This window comes from Tenacibaculum sp. SG-28 (assembly GCF_002954385.1).
GTDB lineage: Bacteria > Bacteroidota > Bacteroidia > Flavobacteriales > Flavobacteriaceae > Polaribacter.
In genome coordinates this window covers 1-24,304 of record NZ_MQVY01000001.1, presented here as the reverse complement: position 1 = coordinate 24,304, position 24,304 = coordinate 1, and the positions used below count along the sequence as shown (strand labels likewise).

The window sequence follows — 24,304 nt, the reverse complement described above, 5'->3', positions numbered from 1 at the left end:
CATATGAAAACTATAAACTTAAAAAGCAACCTATACCTAGTAATTTTCCTCTCTTTTCTCAGCTCATGCACCGATGTTATTGATGTAGATGTACCGGATGCCGGACCAAGACTTATAGTTCAGGCCTCTATCGATTGGGAGAAAGGAACTCCCGGCAATAACCAAACCATATATTTAAAAACCTCTAAACCTTATTTTGACTCTAGCCCTAGCCCGGTTGTCACAGGTGCTTCGGTAACAATTACCAAAGACAACGACGGTACGGTTTTTGAATTTACTGATCAAAACGATGGGAGTTATACTACTTCCAATTTTATTCCAGAAATAGGTACTTCCTATACCTTGAATATTGTGTCAAATGGAGAGTCGTATGAGGCTAAAGAGACCTTAATAGGCTTTACGGAAATTACGAAAGTAAGTCAAGAAGATGGTTTTACGGAAGATGAATACCGTGTTCGCGTATCTTTTAACGATCCTGAAGAAGAGGAAAACTATTATTTAGGAGAATTTATTCAAGAAAACGTTGCCTTACCTTCGTTACGGGCAGTTCGAGATGAATTTGTAAATGGTAACGAGGCCTTTATTTTACACTTCAATGAAAACAATACCGTAGGTACCTCCGTAGACATTCGAGTTTTTGGAATCTCTAAACAGTATTATTTCTACATCGAAGAATTAATTTCGCAAGCTGGTGCAGGTGGTGGACCATTTCAAGCTCCACCGGCACAATTAAAAGGAAACTGTATTAATATTGCTAATCCAGAAGAGGAAGTTTTAGGGTATTTTAGACTCAGTCAGTTGGAAAGGACTTCGTATACCATTGTCGAATAAATCACCTGCTATAGCAGGATAATAGTATTGGGTTTTACAGCAATAGTATTTATATGACACATAGATTTTAAAAGGGTTGTCACATGGTGGAATCAAGACTATCAAAATTGAGTCCTATCGAACCAATATGTTACTATTTATTGTTAGCGCGATGGTGGGTAAAGATTTAAAAACTCTAAATGGTTGGCTTTAACTGCACCAAATACTTTTTTTAATATCAAAGGGGCGCTCGGTATATTATGGATATTGGATTGGCTAAACGGTGCTTCTAAATGATGGTTTTTTGATTATAATTCTTGCTATAAAACTTCAAAAAATCAAAAAGCAAAAATTCTAAGGGAACTTAATTACACAATGCACAATTTCGCAAAGAGCCTTACATATAACTTTTTACTATTAACTTTCAAGATAGAATCTTAAAAAAACACAGCAGCATTAAGCAAAAAATCTAATACTACAGACTTTAACCAATAGAGTTTGATTTTAGAATGTAGTATTAGGTATGGTTAGGCTATGAAAAATCCATTTAGAACTTATAAGGCAATAATTTAAATTTTCATACTGCACAATTTAACATTTGTATCAATGCTTGTTATCGCTATTTTATGCGAAAGTCTTCTACGCGGTTTTATCGTAACACTAATGATTACTGTTCCAAATAAATACCTAATGAAGCATTCAAAAAATGGCAACCAGCTTGCTAATTGTGTAGTATAAAATTACGCATTCAGTTATACGTATGGATTTTTCTGCGATATATCTAATTAGTCTTTTAATTTAAATGAGGAATAGATCTGAATTCCGCCATAGGCCAGAAAGAAGATACCAAGCATTGTAGTAATCGCCATTCCTGAAATTACTGGGCTGTTAACAATCATAAACCCAAAAATAATAGAAAGCACTCCTAAAATTAGTAACCAAATTTTTCCTTTTGGATATATTTTACCGAGGGCGAAACCTCCAGATATTTGTACTATCCCTAAAAGAATAATCCAAAAACCTAGCAATAAAGGCAAGACCTCAGCAGTTCGAGTGGGGTTAGAAAGTATTACAATACCAAATACAATATCCAATAACCCTTCTAATAAAAACCAACTAGTAAACTCTTGTTCATTTTTGTTGGTAAAGTAATATATAAAGTACAATATCCCTGTGAATATAGAAACATATCCTATGTAAGCCCCTAACGTTAATAAAGCGTTTAAAGGGTGCATCAATGATAATATCCCTAAAATAATAAAAACGATACCCTTTAAAAGTGGTATCCACCATTTGTTTTGCATAATAATTTTAATTTATTGATTAGTTATTTTTTCTCTAGCTATTTTTTTTCGAATGCAAAGCAATTTTAGTACTGTAAAAAAACAATACCAACGAAGAACAACTTTGGTATGCGATACAAAACATACCTAATATTGTTTAAAGAAGGTCTAAATTTTACCATAGCACTATTCCTTTTCTTCTTCATAAACATACGAAATATTTATTACGGAATAAAATAAACTAGAAAACCACACTTATAGGTTTGAATATGAAATAATAACCTTAATAAAACAAAAACAGTAGTACTACCTTTTAAAATATTTACCTGGCCAAGGTTACAGAAAGCATATTCGCTTCTAGAGAAAAGGCAACAAGCACCGCAATAGTTCTTCCAATTCTTAAAAGTATTTTTCTGTTATTTACAGCGACATTTATGTAATGTTTTTTCTATGGATATACTTAAAAAAAAGTATGGTCCCTAGGTAGAGCCCTAATCCAAAAACAGAATGGCATACAAAAGTTCTCCAATGAATTATATTTTTTAGAGGACTTGCATCTCCTGCCCAACCCATCCCTAATGCAGGCATCTGAATGAAAAAAGGCATAAAAATAAACACCCACATCATTATAAGAGCAGGCATTATTTTTGGAGTTGACTTTAAAACTTTAAAGGTTAGTATAAAATACATAAATGTATCAAACACACATACCAATAGGTGTGCTGTAACCCCCACAAATGTCTCCCCCTCTACCTTAGGTATTTCAGAAAAATTTGGATCAGGAAAGGAAACTCCCCCGTGAAACATCGTAAGGATATACCTTCCTAATCCTTGGTACCCCGAATAAAATGGTCCAGAATTATAGATTTTTGCAAATAATGCCCCAGTGCTATCGATAACAATAGCACCAAATAAAGCAACAAATAATAGCCCTGCTACCTGAGTTGCTCTCTCTAGTTTAAAGTAATTATCCTTCATTTTTTCTGTAAATAAATATTCTTTTTAAAGTTCTGTTATGTATGGTTTCCTTCGCAACACATCCTACCTACAAAAATTATTTTTAATTTTGTACATCCATGTATTTTGTGGAACTCCAACTTGATTCGGGGTTAGTTTCAATATTCGTGCCATTTTATACTTCTGAACAAAAAGTTATACTAGTCGAAAAATAAAAAAACAAAATTCAAATACTCATTGGTTGATATTTATGAAAAGTAAACCCAGACCCTATGTTAAACTTAAAATATCAATTAAAAACTTCCTATTTTTACAATCGAATTAAACCAAAACAATAAAAAATGAAAAACATTATTTATGTAGTATTTTTGGCTCTTGGTGTGTCTAACGCAATGGCACAATCTCAGACAGAAGAGGGAAGATGGTTAATTGAAGCTAATACCAATTTTGGAAATGCACATGCTTCAAATACTGGATTTTCTTTGAACTCAACAGATGGTGAAACTGTTTGGAATATTGGAGCTGAAGGAGGATATTTTATAAAGGATAATCTTGCGATTAAAGCTGGTTTAGGTTATAGTCCAGCATTAGAATCTGGATCTCTTTCTCCGGAGGTTTTCTCTTACAAAATTGGAGCTAAATATTATATATCAAATGTAATTCCAGTGCAATTAGATTTCAACGGTGCATATATTCAAGCTGCTGATAATCCATCATATATTGGTTTACAAGCTGGATATGCATGGTTTTTAGGAGATAATGTAAGTGTTGAACCAGGAATTCGTTACGATATTTCAACAGATGAAGAGGCTGCATTAAGTGTATTTCAATTTAAAATAGGATTTGCTATACATATCTAAAATTTAGCAGGAATAAATATAAAAAAGTCACCTTTTATAGGTGGCTTTTTTACATTTGTAGAAGATCTAATTATCGTCTAACCATATGGTTATACTTTTAATCCGATTAAAAAATACTGCATTATTACTTTTAGAATTTAATTTATCTTCGAGTATTGTTTGTCTATTATTAGTATTTTTAAAATCTTAAAATAGTGTAACGATAACCTTGTAAATACGATAAACCCTTTACTTCCTTAAAAGCCATACCACGATGAATTTATTCTCGCATCTAAAAAAACAATTTTCGCATTTCAGTATTAGAGGAAAAATAGTTACGGTTTTATGGATAACCTTACTCTGGACGGTAATAGGAATGCTTCGCTTTTTTGAGGGCTATACCAGTGTTATTACCACAGAATGCCTAGAACAAACTATTGCATTAAGAGAAGGAATACTTGCAAGTCTATTGGCCATAATTCCTGCAGGAATATTGATTGGTTCTAGTTTAGTGTTTCTTTGGGAACGTTGGTTGCGGAAAATGATTTTACCCAAAGCTATATTTTTCATTCTACTATTTTATACGTTCGTATTTTTTAGTATTTATCCTATTGAATATTTCATTCAAGTCACCTATAACCAAAACCTTCTCATAAATAACAACATAACTGAAACCATACTACATCGGGTTTTTAAAATTAGTGTAATTCCTACGTATCTATTTTGGTTAGCAGTTACCATATTAACTATATTCTTATTATTGATACGGGATACCTTTGGCCCAATTCATTTTATTAACTTTTTAAAAGGCAAATACCTCAGACCAAAACGAGAAGAACGAATTTTTATGTTTATGGATTTAAAAGCATCTACGACAATAGCAGAAAAACTCGGAGAGGAACAATATTTTAATTTTTTAAACGACACCTTTAGTATTGCAACACCAGGAATATTACTTACCAAAGGAGAAATATACCAATACGTCGGGGATGAAATAGTTATTAGTTGGTCGACAAAAAAAGGACTGCAAAATGCTAACTGCATCAAATGTTATCTTGAAATGGTAACTCTTCTAAGGGCGAAATCGGAGTATTTTGAAAAAAAATACGCAATACAACCGCAATTCAAAGCAGGTTTACACTATGGCAATGTAATTGCTGGAGAAATGGGAATCGTAAAAAGAGAAATTGTGTATTCGGGAGATGTTTTAAATACAGCTTCGAGAATTCAATCACTTTGTAATGAAATGGGAACAAATATACTCCTATCCAAGAACTTAATGGAACGAATGGATTTACATTTTTTAAAACAAAAAACAAAATCGGTAGGTGACATTACTCTCCGAGGAAAAAAAGAAAAAGTAGGGCTTGTTGCGCTTGTAATGTAAAAATTACAGTTATGCACACTTCATATCTTAATGCGACTTTATAATTAAAATTCGAACACATTTTGCTAACTTTTGAACTAGTAATCGAAAAGGATGGCTTTTTTATATTATTTAGATACTTTTACATGAAATATCTATTAGGTAAAGTAAGTTTAAAAAAGAAAACTTAGTTAGAAACTTCTTACTTACCCTCTAGAACAATAAACTTTTTAAAACCGTTAAATTAGTTTTTTTAACTCCTTGTTTTTCCTTTGCTAGCCTCTCCTTTTCCTCTAAAGCCTGATACAACTCTTTATTTTGTTTCGCGATTTTTCGGTAAGCAAGTGTTATGATTAAAACAGAAACACTTAAAAAAAAGAGGAAAACAAGTACGATATTTCGCTGTTTTACTTTTTCTTCTGCTCTTACAAGGGCTTCAGTAGCAATTCTTTTCTGTTTTTCTTTTTCGTAATTAGCTTCTAAGGCCTCCATTTGAAGCTCTCTTTCTTGCTTCACAATATGTTTGTAAATGGTAAACGCTCTAGAGCCATTTATTGCTCCTTCCCTATTATTCCCCAGCGTCGCATGTGAAACTGCTAACCAAGAATACATTTGATTGAGCTCTATCAACCAACCACTTTTAGCAGCTAATTCAATAGGTTTTTGTAGGTTCACAACAACTTCTTCGTGCCTCCCTAGATTAAGTAAATTTAAACTCTCTGTAATTTTAGAGCCCACCATTCACCAAAAAATTACTTTCCTCAAATAAAGCATTTGCTCTTCTTGCCAGCTTTAAAGACTCCTCGTACTTGGTTTCTAAATTCTTAATATCCGCTAATAATTTTAAAGCCATTCCTTTGTAGGGTTTATTATTTACTCTTTCTAGGTAAAGTAGTGCAGTATCAAGATAGCGAATGGCTCTTACTGGTACAAAAGGCAAATCTTCGTTGTCTATTTTTTCTTTCCATATAATTTTTGCGTAAATAAAATACGCATCCATTAAAAATAGAGATGTTTCGTACTGTTCTAAATCTCCAATAGCCTTTATAATTTTTTTTTGGGCTTTTACTAAAGACTGTTGGTGCAGATAGGAGTTTGCAATTAAGGCTTCACACCAAATTAATTCCTTCACTTTTTTGTGGTGTTCGTATATTCTCTTAGCATTTAGAATATCGGCTATGGCTAGTTGTGATTCTCCTTTTGCATTAAATGCATTCCCTCTTCTAGCGTACGACTCTGCCAATACAAGAGAATTCTTATCAAATAAAACTCCGTCATTTATGGCTCTCGAATACACTTCAATAGCAGCCTCTATAGAACCACAAACCTCATCATTTCTTGCATGTTGTAAGTTAAATTTGGCACGTATTTTATAATTGTTAGAATAGTGTAATTGATTGCTCCAATCGTAAGTAATATCTCTTGCAGCTAGCGCATCTCTAAAAAACAATTTTTTACTTCTAGAAAGGGCTTGGTTTGCTTTAATAGTGTCGATTTGTTTTACGGGGGTAGTATCCGATACCTCAGCATAAAAAAAAAGCATAAAAAAAGACACTAAAATTGACATTAGAGAGACAATTTGAGATTATTATTGATGTTTGTTACGTTTGCAAATGTAATAAGGTTTACATTATTTTCAACATAAAAATTATACTTATAACAACAAAATCAATAACACATTTACATAAAACTAAGATAAAATATTTCAATTTAATACATTAAAAACATATTTTGTGGGGTAAAATTTAGTTTTTTAGAAGTCTTAATTAAACTGATTTTTAAAGTTGCATTACATTAACAATATTTGAAATAGTAATTACTCTATAGAATTATACCTCGAGAATATACTATAAATGAAGAAGTAAAAAAACAAAGCAAATCTCATAAATTTATACGAAGACTAAATCCATACATTACAATTTAGAAACCATCTTACTTACATAAAGCCCTGCATTTTAAAAATATAGAAGAAACCCGTATATTAGAACTGAAATAGAATTTGTAAGATGTATCCTAAAAAGATAAATATCCACTAACCAAGATAAAACTAAAAAAAATGAAACCCTTAACAAAAAAAGATATACAGCAAGAAGTTTTCGATTTATATGACGATTATGCACATAATAAGCTAGACCGGAGACAGTTTGTCGAAAGGCTATCTCTCTATGCCATAGGCGGTTTAACTGTTTCTTCTTTGTTAAGTTTTATGTCACCGAATTACAATGATACGGCAGTAATAAAGGAAAACGACTCTAGAATAAATTCAAGCTTTATTACGTATACATCCGCAAAGGGAGGGGGAACAATAAAAGGACTATTATCAAAACCGAAGTCTCCAAAAAACAAATTACCTGGAATAATCGTTGTACACGAAAATAGAGGGTTAAATCCCTACATTGAAGATGTTGGAAGGAGAACTGCACTAGAAAATTTTATTAGTCTGGCACCAGATGCATTATCTCCTTTGGGAGGTTACCCAGGGAATGATGACGATGGAAGAGCTCTGCAAAAAAAGAGAGATAGAAATGAAATGCTTGAGGATTTCATTGCTGCATACAACTACCTTAAAAAACATAAAGACTGCAACGGAAAAGTTGGCGTAGTTGGATTTTGTTTTGGCGGTTGGATCTCTAATATGATGGCAGTGAAAATACCAGATCTTGGAGCGGCAGTTCCATATTATGGAAGACAACCAACAGACCAAGACGCCGAAAAAATAAAAACACCACTTCTTCTGCAGTATGCAGAATTAGACACTAGGGTAAATGCAGGATGGTCCGCTTTTGAAAACATTTTAAAAAGTAATAATATATGTTATGAAGCGCACATTTACCCGAAGGTTAATCACGGATTTCACAACAATACCACTCCAAGATACAACGAAGCTGCTGCTACACTATCCTGGAAAAGAACGATAGCATTTTTCAACAGGATTTTAAAATAGCGATAATAACTTACAGCTAAAATAGGTTAGACATGATCTTACTAACGGTAGGATCTAGGTATTTGTTATTTTTACTTGAACAACTCCAATGAGCAAGTACGAAAATTAGGCTAGTAAAAAAGAGTAAGTATAAAAATTAGTGTATTTGAACTAGAATGTTTCTACAAAAGAATGTGTTATTTTTAAATCATAATTCTAAGAAGATATCCTTAATTTTAAAAAAACTTATCAATGAGTAAATTATATAGAAAAAACAGAGAAAATTCAATTGCTAAAGGAAAAACAATAGATTATGTAAAGTATGCAGTTGGAGAAATTTTTCTTGTGGTTATGGGTATTTTGATAGCACTTTATATTAATAATTCGAACAGTGCACGCATTGACAAAAAAGCGGCGATTGCTACTTATAAGAATATCAAACGTCAGATTAACGATGATAAAAGAGCAATTAACAAAAGTTATAATCAAAATAAAGATCTATATCAAAAGTATTTGTATGCGGCTGGTATTATTGAACAAAAGAATCGTTCTAAGAGCGACACACTAGCGAAAATAACAAGAGAACTTTTTGAGTATTCGGATATTGATAGAAGTAGCACTATTTATCAAAATTTAATCAATAGCGGTGAATCAAAACTAATAAAAAATAGAGAGATTCTAGAGCACATCCAAAAATTAGAAGAAGCATATATATTTGTAAATAGAATTGAAAAAATCCATTTTGAGATTATTAATAATTTTGGCCATGACGTGCAAAAAGCTATCAAATTTTATGATGTCACCGTTCGAAAACCTGAAAAACTGTACGGAACCGATTTTCAGAATTATTTTCTTTCTGCATATGGTATTAGTATAAAAAAGCAATATGCATATAATAAAGCGATTGAAAATATCGAAATAATTACAAAATTAATAGAAGACGAAATAAAGAACCGATAAAAAATTGCCATTGTACCTTCATCAAAATACAATATTCTTTGAAACACAAAAAAACTCATCTTCTAGGGGCATACAATAGGTGACAAAAGACTATATCCCTAATGGGGCTATACATTACCTCTAAAAAAACTATTTTTTTTGGAAAACAACTTCTTAAAAGGTTTCAATACTTAAGGGTAAACGTTAGGATATACTCTCTAATCAATTAAATATCAAACGTTCAAGGTATTCACAAAAATTCTTGTATACCATAAGTAATAATTACCTTTCCATGAAAGTATAGTATGTAAATGTTCCTGTTGTACGACACAATAATTGGAAACAGAACTAGAGAAGTAACTAACAATATAAATGGTGCATGGTTGTCTTGAAGACAACCATGCACCATTTACTGATGTGAACACTATAAGAGCTATTTATCGTTTATATTTTGCTTTTTAGTGGGTAATTACTCCTATCTTTAAAAATCTAGTGTCACGGAATGGCACTATGATTTGACTTAAACCATTAGAATATCATAATTTCATTTGATTTAATGGAGAAAACGAGTAAAGAGCAACAACTACAAAAAAGTTAAAATATATTTTTAGTCAAATAACTCCTAAAATAATTTAAAAAGCATTTTGCTTATCTAAAGCTTTAGCCATTCTTCTAACAATTCTCCTAGCGAGTTGATCTGCAGTAGTGTCTGGACTACCATTAGTAACTCTTCCCTCTACTACACCAACAGGAGTTTTAAAACCGTCTTTTTTAGAAAAAATGGTCAAACGCATACTCATTTCGGTAACGAAATCTTGTACTTTTTGGGTATTTACTGAACTACTTGAAGAAGTGGATTTTGCCTTACCTTTACTGCTCGCATTATAACTATTGGTATTGCCTCTGTACGACATAGCATTGGTGCTAGATCTATTAAACTCAGTACTAGAAGATTCGTTCACCGTGGAGAACGCACTAGACGTGCTTCTGTTCATCGTTGCACTTGAAGAATCTATAAGATCGAATACAATTAGGGTTTCAATATTATTTTTTTGAAGGGTGTTTGCAAAATCTTCTTCAGATACCTCAACACCCGGCATAAAAAGTGAACTTAAGGATTTTACATTTGCTCCAGCATCTGAAAAGTATTCAAGAGTTTTACTCATCGTTTTCGCTTTTGCATCCTTGAATGAAATTAACGTAGGTCCTTCTATGGCATGATACAAGTCACCATATTTATAGATTTTGTTACCAATTTTTTCTTGGGCCATAAAAAACGAAGGCACCACTAAGAATAATACTAATAAATGTTTCATGGGTAAAATTTACAAGTTAAAATATAAAGACACTAACAACCATTTATATAAGTTGTTAGTGTCGCAAATTTACAAAACTCAGCACAATATCAAAATTACTTAAATGGTAATAGTTAACCAATAGTGAAGTAAGTAGGCAAGTATAAAGATTTGAATAGAAAAAGCTAGTGAAATTTACTCCCGCTAGAACCGAAATAAATTTGTAACAAATTTCACAAACTATTGTCTTTAACTTCAAAAGTAATACTATAAAAAATTACACATGAGAAAAATTTCAACTCTTTTAGTACTTTGTCTAGTATCTTATCTTTCTTTCAGCCAAAATTTAGAAAATAAAATAGATGCCATCATTACAACTAAATTCAAGAATCCTAACAAACCTGGTGGTGTATTTATGGTATCAAAAAATGGTAGAGCTATATATGCAAAAGCTTTTGGTATGGCGAATCTAGAGCTTTCAGAAAAAATGACTACTGAGAATGTTTTTCAAATTGGGTCGATGACAAAACAATTTACTGCCGTGGCTATTCTAATTTTAGAGGAACGAGGAAAACTTAGTTTACAAGACCCTATTTCCAAATTCATTCCCGATTATCCAAACGGTAACAGCATTAAAATATATCAGTTACTAAATCACACCTCGGGAATAAAGAATTTTACGAAAATGAAAAGTATTTTCAAAATTGCACAAAAAAATGTCACCAAAAGAGATGGTCGAATTTTTTAAAGACGAACCAGTGAGTTTTAATCCTGGAGAAAAGTTTCAGTACAATAACTCGGGCTATGTTTTACTTGGCTACCTAATAGAATTAATATCAGGCAAGTCTTATGAAAAATTCATTCAAACAAACATCTTTGACAAGGTATCAATGAGAAACTCCTATTATGCGAGTGATAGGACTGTAATTAAAAATCGAGCTTATGGTTATCACGAGAAAAGTAAAGGCTTTGTAAATAAAACAAGTATTAGTTTTAGTATTCCTTTTTCTTCCGGTGCACTGATGTCTACCATTGGCGATATGTTAAAATGGCAAAACGCATTGAACGATAATATATTATTAAAGCCCGAAAATCTTTTAAAAGCTTTTCAGAAAACCACACTAAATAACGGCCAAAAAATTGATTATGGATACGGATGGTACTTAAAAAATAACAAAGACATTTTAACAAGGGAACACGGTGGAAGTATTTTTGGGTATAAATCAATGGGAATTTATATTCCAACTGTAGACATTTATATTTTGGGGCTAAGTAATTGCGATTGCCATTCCCCCACTCAAATCATTAAAGATATCGCAGAGTTAATGAAAGTAACTCTGATAGAATAATTATTTCAGAAAAAATTTACCGATGTAATTGTTTTGAAAAAAATCAGATTTAGATAAAATTTATCAATATGAACCTGCCTGTAAATGAATCTGATAGCTTATTGCTTGGAATTGAATTATTAAAATTCCGGAATAATGGATAAATAATTTCACATCACATTACCATTAATTTATGAAGTATAATATTTTTTTATTTAACAAAAACCAAAAAAATGGAAAATCTTTTAGTGAAGAGATAAAATTAAATGGTATTATTATATTTTTATTTCTGGAGGAATAACTGCAACAATTTTATCAATTAGATTTATTATATAGATTTATTGACATTATTTTTAAAAGTTAATATAAGTTATCTTTACACTTTCATCTTAGCATTTTATGTGCCGCTTCTCAAATACAGCAAAAGTTAAAATGTATTAAAATGCAGGTTGGCTAAAACTTTAGCAATACTTTTATCAAGTGCAAACAAAATCTATATGAATATTAAATACCTAAGAACACAAAAACATCTTACGCAAGATGAGCTCGCTCAAAAATCTGGGATTTCAATTAGAACTATCCAGCGTATAGAGGCAGGGCAAGAGCCAAAAGGACATACTGCAAAAGCACTTGCAAAAGCACTTGATTTAAAATTGAATACTATTAGTCAAATACCCTCAGTAAACAAAAATTATTCATGGATCAAAATCATTAATCTATCCTCGGCATTCGTTTGCTTCATTCCATTATTTAATATTATTGTGCCTCTCGCCATAATGTATTTGCAGAAACAAATCAATACTATAACAAAACAAATTTTATCGCTTCAAATATTTTGGTCAATTACTTCTTTTATAATTTTTGTATTCGCAGCGTCTCTCAAAGACCCACTATCTTTGGATCGTCGTTTTCCACTCTGGGTTATTATTGCTATGATAAGCATTAACCTCGCTGTAATATTCATCAACGCTAATAGTCTAAATAAAAAGAAAGAACTGTTCTTTAAACTTAGCATTATATAACTCATTACTAGTGTTTTAAGACTAATGTCGTGACATTGTCGTGTTATTGTCAGGCTTCTTTTCATAATTCTACGATCGTCTTTTTAGATTTTTGTGCAAGAACAAATCACAAATCAAGGATGAATAAATCACTACTTACTTTTTCGATAATCGCAATTTTATTATTTACATCTTTCAAATCAAATGCTCAAGAGCAAACAAATTCCAAAGACTTATATAGTAAAATAGACAACTACTTAACCGCTGGTTCTAAAAATGGTTTTTCTGGAGCCATCGCTGTAGTCAAAAACGGTAATATCATTATTAACAAGGGCTATGGTTTTGCCAATAAGGATAGGAAAACAATAAATAATCCAAATACTATTTTTGATATTGGTTCTAACACAAAACAATTTACTGCAATAGCAATTTTAAAGCTAGTTGAGTTAGGCAAGTTAAAGGTAACGGATTCTTTGCATTCCTATTTTACGAAACTACCAATAGATAAAAGAAACATCACAATACATCAATTATTAACACATTCCTCTGGTTTTCCGGAATCCATAGGTAGTGAGTATTCATCGTTTGAAAAGTTATCGGGAATTTCACAAAAGGACTTTTTTGAAAGACTCTTTACAAGTTCATTATTATCTGTACCTGGAGAAAAATATTCTTACTCCAATGTTGGGTATAGTATCTTAGGACGAATAATAGAGGTAGCTTCTAAACAATCTTATGAAGCTTTCTTAAGTAAATACCTTTTTTCAAAAGCTGGAATGACAAAAACAGGTTACCTATTGCCTAGTTGGAATACAGAACAATTCGCATATGGTTACAATAGAAATATCCTAAAAACAGTTCCAACCGTTGCGCTTTATCAAGAAGTGGGTAGCGTTAATTGGCACTTAAAAGGAAATGGAGGAATTAATTCTAATCAAAACGATATGCTACTTTGGCACAAAGCTTTAAAAACAAACAAAATTTTGTCTGAAAAGTTAAGTAAAAAACTAGCAACTCCTTATGTACCTATGAACTCTAAAAGTACACATAGCTATGGTTATGGTTGGATTGTCAATACATCTATATCTAAGGCATTAAGGTTATCACATAGCGGGTCTAATGGCGCATATTGGCATACATTGATTTGGTATCCTGAAAAAGATATTTTCATAACATATGCGACAAACGCAAATAGTGAAAAATTAGAGAATGTTGCATATGTTGTTGCAAAAATAATCTTGGAGGAGAACTACACTCCAAAACCTATTGAGAATAATATTTATTCATTCATAATGCAGTATTTGCAAAAAAATCCAATAAATAAATCGAAGGAACTTATTAGTTTACTCAGAGAAAATTATGCTGATGAATTTACAAATCCAAGGAGTTTAAACACAGTTGGCAATCTACTAATACGATATAATGAAAATATAAATTGGGCCATAGAGCTTTTCAAAATTAATGTTCAACTATATCCAAACGATGGTAATCTTTGGGATTCATTAGGTGATGGATATAAAGCAAACAATTTAAAAAAGGAAGCCATAAATAGCTATCAAAAAGCAATTGAATTAGGGTATAAAGACTCACAGAAAAAGCTATTAGAATTAAACAAAAATTAGAATTGCAACTATTGTCACCGATGAACTGAGGTATAAAAGTTGAAATTCTATAATCTACATGCAACTAAAACTACTTTTATATCCTCTAAATTGAACACCATTTAAAACGCTAGAAAACCTGCTTTAATAACTTCTTTGAAACTGCTATTAAAGCAAGTTTTTGAAGTGCCGCAATATGATATCTACTCTTGATTTTTTTCTATTTTAGGTATGGTATGGTTTTTAACTATGCTTTTGGTTGTTACACTAAAATTACTATTAAGAATAAAAATATTAATACGATTAATTTTATATTTTTTGTAAAAAGTATTTCAACTAATGAAGGTATCATTTTTAGCTGGTTTAGAGTAAAAAATAATATGGAAGTTGGAAATATATAAATAACTTTTAAAATACTTATGAGCATATATAAAAATTTAGGATAATATAATTTATTCGATTTGATAATTTATAATTATGTTCTGTAACATAGTAATAATTTCAGTTTGCAAAAACCCGCAAGTTCATAAACGGAAATCCGCACTGTATTTACTATAAAAAATATCAATCACAAGGAATCAATAGATTATATTTATGAGATTAATAATAATAACCAAAAAATAATTGGGTAAAATCAAAAAAAATGAAAAATATAATCCTGATTTTATTTTTGGCGATATTTAATATAATGTTCGCTCAAACAACAACCTCATTAACATTTCATTCGGAGATATTAAATGAAGATCGAAATATTCGGATACATCTACCTAAATCATTTGATTTATCGGAAAAAAACAAATACCCACTTACATTGGTTTTGGATGGAGAGTATTTATTTTATTCAATAATGGGAGTAGGTGAAGTTCTAACAACCCGTAAAATTATTCCCGAATCAATTGTTGTAGGAATTGATCAAAATTATATCGTTAAAAAACCATATAGTGCCAGATGGATAGACTGTTCCTATGATCAAAAGTCTGGAGAAATTAGTGAGAAAGGTAAAAAGTTTCAAACATTTATCGTAAAGGAGTTACTTCCATTTCTTATTAAAAACTATAAAGTTGGCAAGTTCCGAACTATTGCAGGACATTCTTTTACTGCAAACTATATTAATTACTTTCTTGACAGTTCAATTTTTAATGGTTTCATTGCTATTAGCCCTTATATTCCATCATCGCTAGAGAGTTATATTGAGAAATCTATCAAAAATGCAGATAAGAATATTTATTATTTTGTTTGCACAGGAGAAAATGATTTATCGGGGCATATTGCACAGATAAAGAAACAAGATTCTACCATTTTTAGTAAAACAAAAAATCCAAATTTCCATTATAAGATTAAAGACTATATAGGCGAATCTCATATGTCATTAACAACAAGAGGTATTTCCGACGCTTTATCTCAAATATATTTGGATTACTCACCACTGTATACTCTCGAAATGGAAAACGAATTAGTAAAAGAAGATGACTTAATCTTATACTTAACTAAAAGGTACAAGAATATTGAAACGACTTATGGTTTATCTATTCCATTTAGAGAGGACGATATTAATTCTATTTCATGGATTATTGAGGAAAAAGAAAACTGGGATAAACTAAAACAATTAGGAGAAATTGAGATTGACCTTTTCCCTGAGAGCGTATATGGATATTTTATGGTTGCACTTTCAGAAGAGAAAAAAAACAATTTATCTGTAGCATTAAAATATTATAAAAAAGGGTATAAAAAATTGGGAGATGAAATTGTAAATAAATCTGATTTTTATGCAGATATAGAACGTGTTGAAGCATTACTTAAGAAAGAAAAATAAGATTTACATATACAATTAAACGGTATTAAAAACTGTTACCTAATACTCCAAATTAGATAAAATTGAAATATGGAGCTTTTCATTCTAATCTAGTCTAATCAAGGAGCATTACCGTCAATCAAAAAACATTGATTCAAACAGATTATAAGGCTTGTCAATCCGATATTACATTAAAAGCAATAATGGATACAAAAAATTATGTTGAAGCGAATCATTCAGTATATAAATTGAACGGTTTCTATTTTGATAACACTTGTAAAAATGAAAAGAAAGGAACAATCTACTTTTGGAAAACCTTATTGAGGAAAAATAACAATGAAACAAGCTAATAGTACAGTAACAGAAAGGAATATAAAGACTGTTCACAAAAGTGCCTATAAATAATTACTTGCCCTTGCCTTCTTCTGAAAACTCTAACAGTTTTTCAGCTAAGTGGGCACTTGAAAACAAAAAACTAACCCCAACAACGTGTAAATTTAATTAGTTGTTCTAGACTACTCACAAAAGTCTTCGCGGAAATTCTATTTGTGATTTATTTGCTAATTTAGTTCATAAAATACATTGCGTTTCGTAAACAAACCGTTTGACACAATTATGAAAAATATACTATTTATAATAACATTTTTATCAACATACAATTTTTCTTTCTCGCAGAAATTATTAAAAGGGAAAATTTATGATTTTGAAAGAGTTATACCTATAGAGTACTGTAACATAGGTGTTGAAAACAAAGATTTAGGTAGTTTGTCAAATTCAAATGGAGAATTTTCATTAGATACTAGTCAGATAGCTAAAAATGATACAATTTTATTTTCGCATCTAGGATACAAAAATTTTAAAGTAAGTTTTAAAAAGTTAAAAGAAAAATTAAAAACCAAAGACACACTATTTTTAAGCAGCAGTTCTATTGTTCTAGATGATGTTAAAATAGAAAATTATAAATTCTCAAAAAAGATGATCTATGGATATGACTTTAGACATCCTAGAGTTAATTGGAGTTTTAAAAATTTTAGGTCTGGTTCTGAAATTTGCAGATACTTTGAGAATAAAAATATCTTAATAATTGATAAGTTAATATTTCAAGTAAATAAAAATGAGTTAAAGAATTTAAAATTGAGGGTTAACTTTTATGATATTGTTAATGGAAAGCCAAATGAAAAATTAAATATAGAGGATATATTCATTGAAACTAAACATCACCAAGGTAGATTAAAATTTAATTTAAAAAACTATAATATCATTTTAGATTCTGACTTTTTTATTTCTCTAGAAGCAGTTGATGTAGAGGGAAATGGTGAATTTCTTTTTGGCGGAGAATGGTTTGGCGAAAATTCTGAAGAAGGGAAAACTTATGCACGAAAAAGTAGTTTTGATGTCTGGGCAGATGAATTTACAACAGATGGCAGTAATATAAAACAGAAAGTACCGCATTCAATAGCTATTAGATTGAAAACTAGAATTAACACGAAATAACAATTGCCAAATACATCACAATAGAAATAGATTATGGAAGATAAAAAACTAAACACTTTTAAATCTATTTAATAAAAGTAATCTTAAACTTATTTTCTAAAAAACTTATTAAAGTGTGATTTTTAAAAAACATTTGCGAATAATGTAAAAAACAATAACGATTTTGAATCAAAAGGAAAAAACGCGAAGGTTTAAGAAAATCATAAAGGAAAATAAAGGAATCCTTTATAAAGTTATAAATTCATATTGTAAAGACGTTGCAGACAAAAAAGATCTTGAACAAGAAATCCTAATACAATTATGGAAATCGCTTGAAAAATATAATAATGAATATAAAATCTCTACTTGGATTTACAGAATAGCTATGAATGTTTCAATTTCATTCTATAGAAAAAATAAAAATACACCTTCAAAACTATCTATTGATTCAATTTTTATCGAACACAAATACGAAGAAAAAAATGATGATTTTCACGAAAAAAGTCGAATTCTACATTTTTTTATTGATAAATTAAATAAACTCGACAAAGCGATTATTCTGTTATACTTAGACAATTATAACTATAAAGAAATAAGTGAAATTATTGGTATTACAAAAACTAATGTAGCTACTAAAATTAATAGAATTAAAAATAAATTAAAAAAGACTTATAACAATGGAATTAAATGATTTTAAAGAAACATGGAAAAATGAAAATAACAAGATCTTGAATCGACTTGAAATAAATGAAAATAGGTTAAATGAAATTACTGTTCAAAATTCTAAAAATAAGTATGATAAATTTATTAGTATTTCAATTATTGGCAGAAATTTAGCATTATTGTATTTTATAATTTCAATTTGGTTTGCTTCAAAAGCATTTAACGATGTCTTTTATAGTATACCAGCAATAATAGGTGGGTTTGCTATGCTATTTTCTTTCTTTCAACATATAACTCTAAAAAGAGCCAATTATAACACCATGAGTATTATTGAATTACAAAAAACAATTCAACGATTTCGTATTCACACTTCGAAATATGCGAAATTTGACAAAGGAATTGTCGCTTTATGGTTTTTAACAATAAGTCCTATTTATTTAAAATTATATTTCAGAATCTCAATTTTTTCTAACCCAAATCATTTTTTCATTTTTATACTAATTATTGTTAGCTGCGTATTATTGCTAAAAATTTTTCCTTTTGACATATATAAAAAATGGGACATAGAATTAAACGAAGCTGAAACAAAACTAAATGAAATTTTAAATTATGAAAAAGAATAACGTTTGTCAATAATTTATAACCGCAATTACTGGAGTTTCGACTATATCAGTAAGTCACTCGGAATTGCAAGGTTAAATCTTAATCGACAAAAAGCAGCCTAAGCCCACTAAACAATCTATAAACTAAAATTATAGTAGATATTACAATGTAACATATTCCCATGAACAAGCGTCTTATAAAAAAACAAATATGAGATATTTTTATATTACCATCATTACCTTATTTTTCTTACATAAAGTTTCATCCCAAGATACATTTTCTGAGATCCTAAAAAAAAGTAGTGAAACTTTTCGCTACAAAAACAATAATTTTGAAGGAAAAGGATGGGAAACTGTCTTAAGACAAATTAATAAACATAATAATATACTAGTAGGCGAAGATCATTTTTTTAATGAAATTCCATTATTCATTTCCAAAATAACATCTGAAATTAGATTTGATAATTTTTTTGTGAGGTAGATCCTTATTCTGCACAGATAATTGAGAAAAAAATAAGTGATTTAACAGAAACTGAACTTACGGAATATTTAAACGATTTGAGTAGTACATTTTCTTTTTATGCTCTTTCTCCTGAGTTCAATTTAATAAAAGGTTTAGTCCAGACAAAAACAAAAATAATTGGCACGGATCAAATTGTACTAACCGCAGATAAATTAATGGCGACAAAACTACTTGAAATAACAAATAATAATAGCGCAAAAGAAATATATACCAAAATTAAAAAAAGTTCAACGAAATACTTTAATTTATTTATAAATGGAAAAGGAAGCCCATATTTTTTTACTGATGAATTTGCACAAGATTTAAAAAAACTTGAGGGTCTTAAGTTGAACTCAGAAGAAAGATCAATACTAGAAAATTTAAAATTATCCCGAAAAATATATATGACTCAAAATCACCATCTGAGAATTCAATTAATGAAAAGTAATATTTTAAATAATATCGACTTATTAAGTGGCAGTAAGAATTTATTTAAATATGGAGCTATTCATATGAATAAGTCAGAGAGTATATTGGGTGGATATGACATTGGTAATTTAATATTTAATATAACTGATGCCAATTTTAAATCCTCTTTACATATTATGATTATAGTAAAAAAAGGTATTCAAGGTGTTCCCTTTAAAGGTATGGACACTAAAAACGTAAATCCATTGAGTAAAGAGTTAAAACATTATACCCAGTTTTTTAATATTGCAAAGGGAGATAATTGGGTATTGTTTAATACCAAGGAAATAATGAAAGAGGTCAAAAATAATAAGATTGAAATCGATGATAAAGTATTGCGCAACACCTTAATCGGTTTTGATTACCTTATTGTAATTCCTGAAGGATCTGCATCTAAATTTATAGATTAAAACACTATTTGAAACATTGTATAATTCATTGCTATTACTAGCCTACTAGAGAAAAAATTCACGAACTTATAATCAATTTGTACGTACTAAATTAACTGATGATAGGCCTAATAAAATCACTGGAATCAAACATTTGAATTATGTTGTGCCAACGTGACCAGATATTTTGGTTCATTACCTTTTGCTTTAACTCCAAGGCAAATAAAAAAGATGCGGTTGAAAGAGAATATTCATTTGAAATTTATGATGAAGAACCTGAATAAAATACCTCGTTTAACACCATATGTAATAAATTACTGGTTTTAAAGTATTTAGAAAACCCTTCAGTTTTCACCATTCGTTTTTATTTCCTAAAAGACTAGTGAAAACAAAGCAAATAATCATACACAAAACTTGGGCAATTATCTCCAGAAAAATCCATTAGATACATGAATTAACCTTAATTATAAAAATTAAACTGCTAATGAAAAATCTTTTTTTGACCTTACTAATTGGATCAGTTTTCTTGACTTCATGCAAAGAGAAATCTGAAATTGCAAAATCTCAAACCAACATAAATCCAAAAGCACTAAAACTTGACACACTATATTCTGAACTCTACAATAAAGGCGCCTTTAATGGAAGTGTATTAGTAGCTGAAAATGGGCAAATAATTTTTGAAAAAAGTTATGGATTAGCTGATAAGGAAACTAATCGAAAGTTAAACGACAGTACCGTTTTTGAATTAGCTTCTGTTTCAAAACAATTTACAGCCATGGGAATTGTTCAACTTGAAAAAGAAGGCAAACTATCTTATGAGGATGACATTACTAAATTCATTCCAGAATTAATCGACTATAAAGGTATTACCATTAGAAATTTATTACATCATACAGGAGGGCTTCCCGACTATATGGAACTTGCCAATAAAATTTGGGAAAAATCTAAAATAGCAACAAATGATGATATTCTTGAGATGTTCAGAAAAGTAAAACCAAAAATACTCTTTGAACCCAATGAAAAATGGGATTATAGCAACACAGGCTACTTAATTTTAGGAACGATAATCGAAAGAAGCAGTGGAAAAGAATTTGGAGATTATCTAAACGATAAAATATTTAAGCCTTTAGATATGCAAAATACATTTGTTTACAGAATAAGATTTGAGCCAAAAGAGATTGAAAACTATGCTAATGGATATATTTATTCAGACAGTTTGCAAAAAAAGATTTTACCAGATGAGATTGGAAAGGATTTTTATGTTGTTTATCTCGACGGTATTGTTGGAGATGGAATGGTAAACTCGAATCCAATTGATTTACTAAAATGGGATAGAGCGCTTTACGATAACAAATTTGTAAACGATAAAGACCTTAATTTAATATTTTCCTCATCGATAACTAAAGACAGCTTACCAACCGATTACGGTTTCGGCTGGGTGATTGACAGTACTAAAACATACGGAAAAGTCGCATCTCATTCTGGAGGTTGGGCAGGCTACATTTCTTACATCGAGAGAAACCTCGACAATGACAAAACCATAATCGTTTTACAGAACAATTCATTATCTGAAACGCAAATTCCGATAAAAAATACAAGAAGAATACTTTACAATCAAGAAGTCGAAAAACCAATTAAATTAGATACAGATATTTTGAAATCCTATTCAGGAAGATACCTAAGGGAAAATCAAAAAGAAAGGGAAATTACCTTTGAAAATGATAAACTTTACGTTGTTATGAGCGAAGACTATAAAATGGAACTTGTACCTGTTTCAAAAACTAAGTTTATTGTTGATGGTTGGTCGCCCGAAGTCTCGTATACTTTTATAGTGAACGATGAGGGACAAGTTGAAAAATATAGAGTAATTCAAGAAAGCCAAGGAGTAGATAAGACAATAAATCGAATAAAATAATTAGCTAAAACAAAAGAGCAGAGGTAAAATAAATTTTCTTCCTATGAAAAACACACTTAAAAACAGATTTTACATAATTGAAAAAGTCTGTTTTTCAAGAATTTAGAAAGTCCAGAACTATAAACACATGCTTAGTCTAAAATACTAATTATTTTTTTTAATTCCTAGTACTAATAAAAAGAATGAGGTGGTTATAATCGACTCCTATCTGGATGATTAAGATTATGATTCTCGACTTATCTAATAATTACATGAAATTATTATTTACGTTAGTGATACTTAATTCCCCTCAAATCATGAGAAGATTTTTACGGTTAATTTTGCTTTTTTTGTAAAAAGTGTTTCAACTAGCATAAAGGTGTCATTTTTAGCTGTTTAAAAGTAAAAAAAATGATAACAGTTGGATATTTATAAATAGCATTTCCAATTCTTATTTGTTTTGTAAAAAGTAAAATTTCGGTGAAATTTATAAGAAATAAAAAAAGTATTTATAAACGTTTAGAAATGTATTTAAACGTTAAAAAAATGGTTAATAACATAATTATACTTAATTTAAACACGTACTAAAAGTATCATATGTAAGAAACTAAAATTCAACATCTCCCATTCTATTAAGGGCGTACAGCTTATAAAACTAAAAAGTATGACCCCTAAAAATGCAATTATTTTTCCAAATCAAAAATTCACTTTTTATAAAAGCTATTTAACTATATTTGAAAGGTAAATATGTGCAATTGCGCATATTCAATAGTTACCTGTAATTTATGAAAAACGCACTACTTATCATTTTAGCTTTTATAACAGTTAGTTGTAAATCCCAAAGTCAAGAATCTACAGAAGAACTAAATGTCCTTTTTATAGGAAATAGTTTGACTTTTTACCACGATATGCCTCAAATGGTTCAAAAAATGCTGAATGAAACAAATCCGAATATTAAAATTCATCAAAGTACTTTTCCCGGAATGTTTCTTGGCTGGCATTTGGACAAAATAATTGTAACCCAAGATGAAGAAAGTATAAGCGTTCGTGAAAAATCAGAAACTGAAATTACTGAAACTGAAAAAAAACTATCTGAAAAAAAGTGGGATATTATTATCTTACAAGAAGGAACAATAAGGGTACTGATACCTGAATTGAGAAATTTAGTGGTAGATTCTTCAATTAGAAAAATAAAGGAATTCGTTAATAATCCAAACTGTCGATTTATCTTATTTAATACTTGGGCATCGAAAATTGAATATCCTAAAGAATACTGTCATCCAGGGTTTTTAATAGACGACTCACTAGAAAAAAACAAAAAATATTGTTCTGAGAATATAAAAAATTTGAAACAACATAATGACGTTGTAAACTTATCCTATCAAAAACTAGCTGATAACAACAACATCGAAAAATCAAATAATGGAAATTTATTTTTTAAAACTCGTGAAAAACATCCAGAAATTGAGCTTTTCGATGATTCATTTCATCCTTCTAAATATGGTTCATTTTTAAATGCTTGTGAGTTCTATCAAATTTTATCGAGTCAAAAAGCTATTGATTTAAAATATATTGGGGAAATAGAACCAAAAACTGCTGAATTATTAAAAAGAATTGCTGAATAAAAACTACAGGTAACAACGTGTATAGCTCACTGCTATTCTGTTGCTTAATCAAAGTAAAGGAGTATTTGGTAAGTCGCCAAATTTTAAATTTGACGATTTCCAAAAAGTAAGATAAGTAGTAAAATTTAAAAAACTGGCTTGTGGCTCAACCGAAAAATAATGTCTAATTTACACGCAACGAGCCATACACAAGAACGTTATATTGAACCGCTCCGAGTGGTCTTGCGTGTAAATTGCTGCAAGTATTGCGGAGTTGGATGGAAAAGAAGAAAGAAAATTGCTTACTACGAATATGAAAAGGAAGATGATTTCGTAAGCATTTAAGGGTATAAAAACGAATGACTGTAGTCGAAAATCAAGGGTTGTGTAAAAACACTAATTTTCTATCTTTGGTCAGAGTAGTTTTGCATTTGCCAAGTTTAGGCTTTGGTATTTATGCAAGGCTTATTAATAAAAATTAACAGAAGTTATGTTTGTACTTTCCGCTCAGCATTACGTGTCGCTTCTCAAATATAACAATAGCTAAACTGCATTAAAACGCAGCTTAGCCAAAA

22 protein-coding genes are annotated in these 24,304 nt (G+C 30.0%); 17 read left to right on the top strand and 5 right to left on the bottom strand.

Annotated elements, in window-relative coordinates; translation table 11 throughout:
• The first annotated feature begins 3 nt into the window (after positions 1 to 3).
• Complete coding sequence (locus BSU00_RS00105) at positions 4 to 831, top strand: DUF4249 domain-containing protein (RefSeq protein ID WP_105002593.1); 828 nt, start codon at positions 4 to 6, stop codon at positions 829 to 831.
• 764 nt (positions 832 to 1,595) lie between these two features.
• On the opposite strand, the gene BSU00_RS00100 is transcribed toward BSU00_RS00105, so the two are convergent.
• Complete coding sequence (locus BSU00_RS00100) at positions 1,596 to 2,114, bottom strand: HdeD family acid-resistance protein (RefSeq protein ID WP_105002592.1); 519 nt, start codon at positions 2,112 to 2,114, stop codon at positions 1,596 to 1,598.
• Positions 2,115 to 2,525: 411 nt separating this feature from the next.
• On the bottom strand, positions 2,526 to 3,071 hold the full coding sequence (locus BSU00_RS00095; protein ID WP_105002591.1) for a DUF2938 family protein: 546 nt from the start codon (positions 3,069 to 3,071) through the stop codon (positions 2,526 to 2,528).
• 320 nt (positions 3,072 to 3,391) lie between these two features.
• Here BSU00_RS00095 and BSU00_RS00090 point away from each other — a divergent pair, with 320 nt between their 5' ends.
• Both BSU00_RS00090 and BSU00_RS00085 read left to right on the top strand, forming a co-directional pair.
• Positions 3,392 to 3,910 (top strand): outer membrane beta-barrel protein, encoded by a 519-nt coding sequence (locus BSU00_RS00090; protein ID WP_105002590.1) that lies wholly within the window; start codon positions 3,392 to 3,394, stop codon positions 3,908 to 3,910.
• Positions 3,911 to 4,163: 253 nt separating this feature from the next.
• Positions 4,164 to 5,276 (top strand): adenylate/guanylate cyclase domain-containing protein, encoded by a 1,113-nt coding sequence (locus BSU00_RS00085; RefSeq protein WP_105002589.1) that lies wholly within the window; start codon positions 4,164 to 4,166, stop codon positions 5,274 to 5,276.
• 192 nt (positions 5,277 to 5,468) lie between these two features.
• Here the strand turns inward: BSU00_RS00085 and BSU00_RS00080 are convergent, their stop codons facing one another.
• Both BSU00_RS00080 and BSU00_RS00075 read right to left on the bottom strand, forming a co-directional pair.
• On the bottom strand, positions 5,469 to 5,996 hold the full coding sequence (locus BSU00_RS00080; RefSeq protein WP_105002588.1) for a hypothetical protein: 528 nt from the start codon (positions 5,994 to 5,996) through the stop codon (positions 5,469 to 5,471).
• The gene (locus BSU00_RS00075) at positions 5,983 to 6,822 is read right to left on the bottom strand and encodes a hypothetical protein (protein WP_146104766.1); all 840 of its coding nucleotides are present in this window, start codon (positions 6,820 to 6,822) and stop codon (positions 5,983 to 5,985) included. The genes BSU00_RS00080 and BSU00_RS00075 overlap by 14 nt, the downstream gene beginning before the upstream one ends.
• Positions 6,823 to 7,311: 489 nt before the next feature.
• On the opposite strand from BSU00_RS00075, the gene BSU00_RS00070 reads away from it, so the two are divergent.
• Entirely contained in the window at positions 7,312 to 8,199 is an 888-nt protein-coding gene (locus BSU00_RS00070) for a dienelactone hydrolase family protein (protein WP_105002586.1), read from the top strand.
• Between the two features lie 231 nt (positions 8,200 to 8,430).
• Complete coding sequence (locus BSU00_RS00065; protein ID WP_105002585.1) at positions 8,431 to 9,138, top strand: hypothetical protein; 708 nt, start codon at positions 8,431 to 8,433, stop codon at positions 9,136 to 9,138.
• A gap of 611 nt (positions 9,139 to 9,749) precedes the next feature.
• Here the strand turns inward: BSU00_RS00065 and BSU00_RS00060 are convergent.
• Complete coding sequence (locus BSU00_RS00060; protein ID WP_146104765.1) at positions 9,750 to 10,433, bottom strand: hypothetical protein; 684 nt, start codon at positions 10,431 to 10,433, stop codon at positions 9,750 to 9,752.
• 262 nt (positions 10,434 to 10,695) lie between these two features.
• Between BSU00_RS00060 and BSU00_RS13590 the strand changes: the two genes are divergently transcribed.
• From BSU00_RS13590 to BSU00_RS12840, 12 genes are all read left to right on the top strand, one after another.
• Complete coding sequence (locus BSU00_RS13590; RefSeq protein WP_255402245.1) at positions 10,696 to 11,160, top strand: serine hydrolase; 465 nt, start codon at positions 10,696 to 10,698, stop codon at positions 11,158 to 11,160.
• On the top strand, positions 11,129 to 11,761 hold the full coding sequence (locus tag BSU00_RS00055; protein ID WP_255402244.1) for a serine hydrolase: 633 nt from the start codon (positions 11,129 to 11,131) through the stop codon (positions 11,759 to 11,761). Before BSU00_RS13590 ends, BSU00_RS00055 begins: the two co-directional genes overlap by 32 nt.
• Positions 11,762 to 12,237: 476 nt before the next feature.
• Positions 12,238 to 12,762 (top strand): helix-turn-helix domain-containing protein, encoded by a 525-nt coding sequence (locus BSU00_RS00050; protein ID WP_105002583.1) that lies wholly within the window; start codon positions 12,238 to 12,240, stop codon positions 12,760 to 12,762.
• A gap of 119 nt (positions 12,763 to 12,881) precedes the next feature.
• A complete protein-coding gene (locus tag BSU00_RS00045) occupies positions 12,882 to 14,363 on the top strand; it encodes a serine hydrolase domain-containing protein (RefSeq protein ID WP_105002582.1) in 1,482 nt (493 codons plus the stop codon).
• 622 nt (positions 14,364 to 14,985) lie between these two features.
• Positions 14,986 to 16,155, top strand: coding sequence for an alpha/beta hydrolase (locus tag BSU00_RS00040; RefSeq protein WP_105002581.1), 1,170 nt, complete (start codon positions 14,986 to 14,988; stop codon positions 16,153 to 16,155).
• Between the two features lie 594 nt (positions 16,156 to 16,749).
• Complete coding sequence (locus BSU00_RS00035; RefSeq protein ID WP_105002580.1) at positions 16,750 to 17,628, top strand: carboxypeptidase-like regulatory domain-containing protein; 879 nt, start codon at positions 16,750 to 16,752, stop codon at positions 17,626 to 17,628.
• 163 nt (positions 17,629 to 17,791) lie between these two features.
• Positions 17,792 to 18,298, top strand: a complete 507-nt coding sequence (locus tag BSU00_RS00030; RefSeq protein ID WP_105002579.1) for an RNA polymerase sigma factor — start codon at positions 17,792 to 17,794, stop codon at positions 18,296 to 18,298.
• Positions 18,285 to 18,893, top strand: a complete 609-nt coding sequence (locus BSU00_RS00025) for a hypothetical protein (protein WP_105002578.1) — start codon at positions 18,285 to 18,287, stop codon at positions 18,891 to 18,893. The genes BSU00_RS00030 and BSU00_RS00025 overlap by 14 nt, the downstream gene beginning before the upstream one ends.
• A gap of 537 nt (positions 18,894 to 19,430) precedes the next feature.
• A complete protein-coding gene (locus BSU00_RS00015; protein WP_105002576.1) occupies positions 19,431 to 20,252 on the top strand; it encodes a hypothetical protein in 822 nt (273 codons plus the stop codon).
• A 463-nt stretch (positions 20,253 to 20,715) separates the two neighbouring features.
• Positions 20,716 to 22,146: a serine hydrolase gene (locus BSU00_RS00010; protein WP_105002575.1), complete on the top strand. Its 1,431-nt coding sequence runs from the start codon at positions 20,716 to 20,718 to the stop codon at positions 22,144 to 22,146.
• Positions 22,147 to 22,910: 764 nt separating this feature from the next.
• The gene (locus tag BSU00_RS00005; RefSeq protein WP_105002574.1) at positions 22,911 to 23,750 is read left to right on the top strand and encodes a DUF4886 domain-containing protein; all 840 of its coding nucleotides are present in this window, start codon (positions 22,911 to 22,913) and stop codon (positions 23,748 to 23,750) included.
• A 159-nt stretch (positions 23,751 to 23,909) separates the two neighbouring features.
• On the top strand, positions 23,910 to 24,074 hold the full coding sequence (locus tag BSU00_RS12840; protein WP_158254369.1) for a hypothetical protein: 165 nt from the start codon (positions 23,910 to 23,912) through the stop codon (positions 24,072 to 24,074).
• Positions 24,075 to 24,304: the final 230 nt, after the last annotated feature.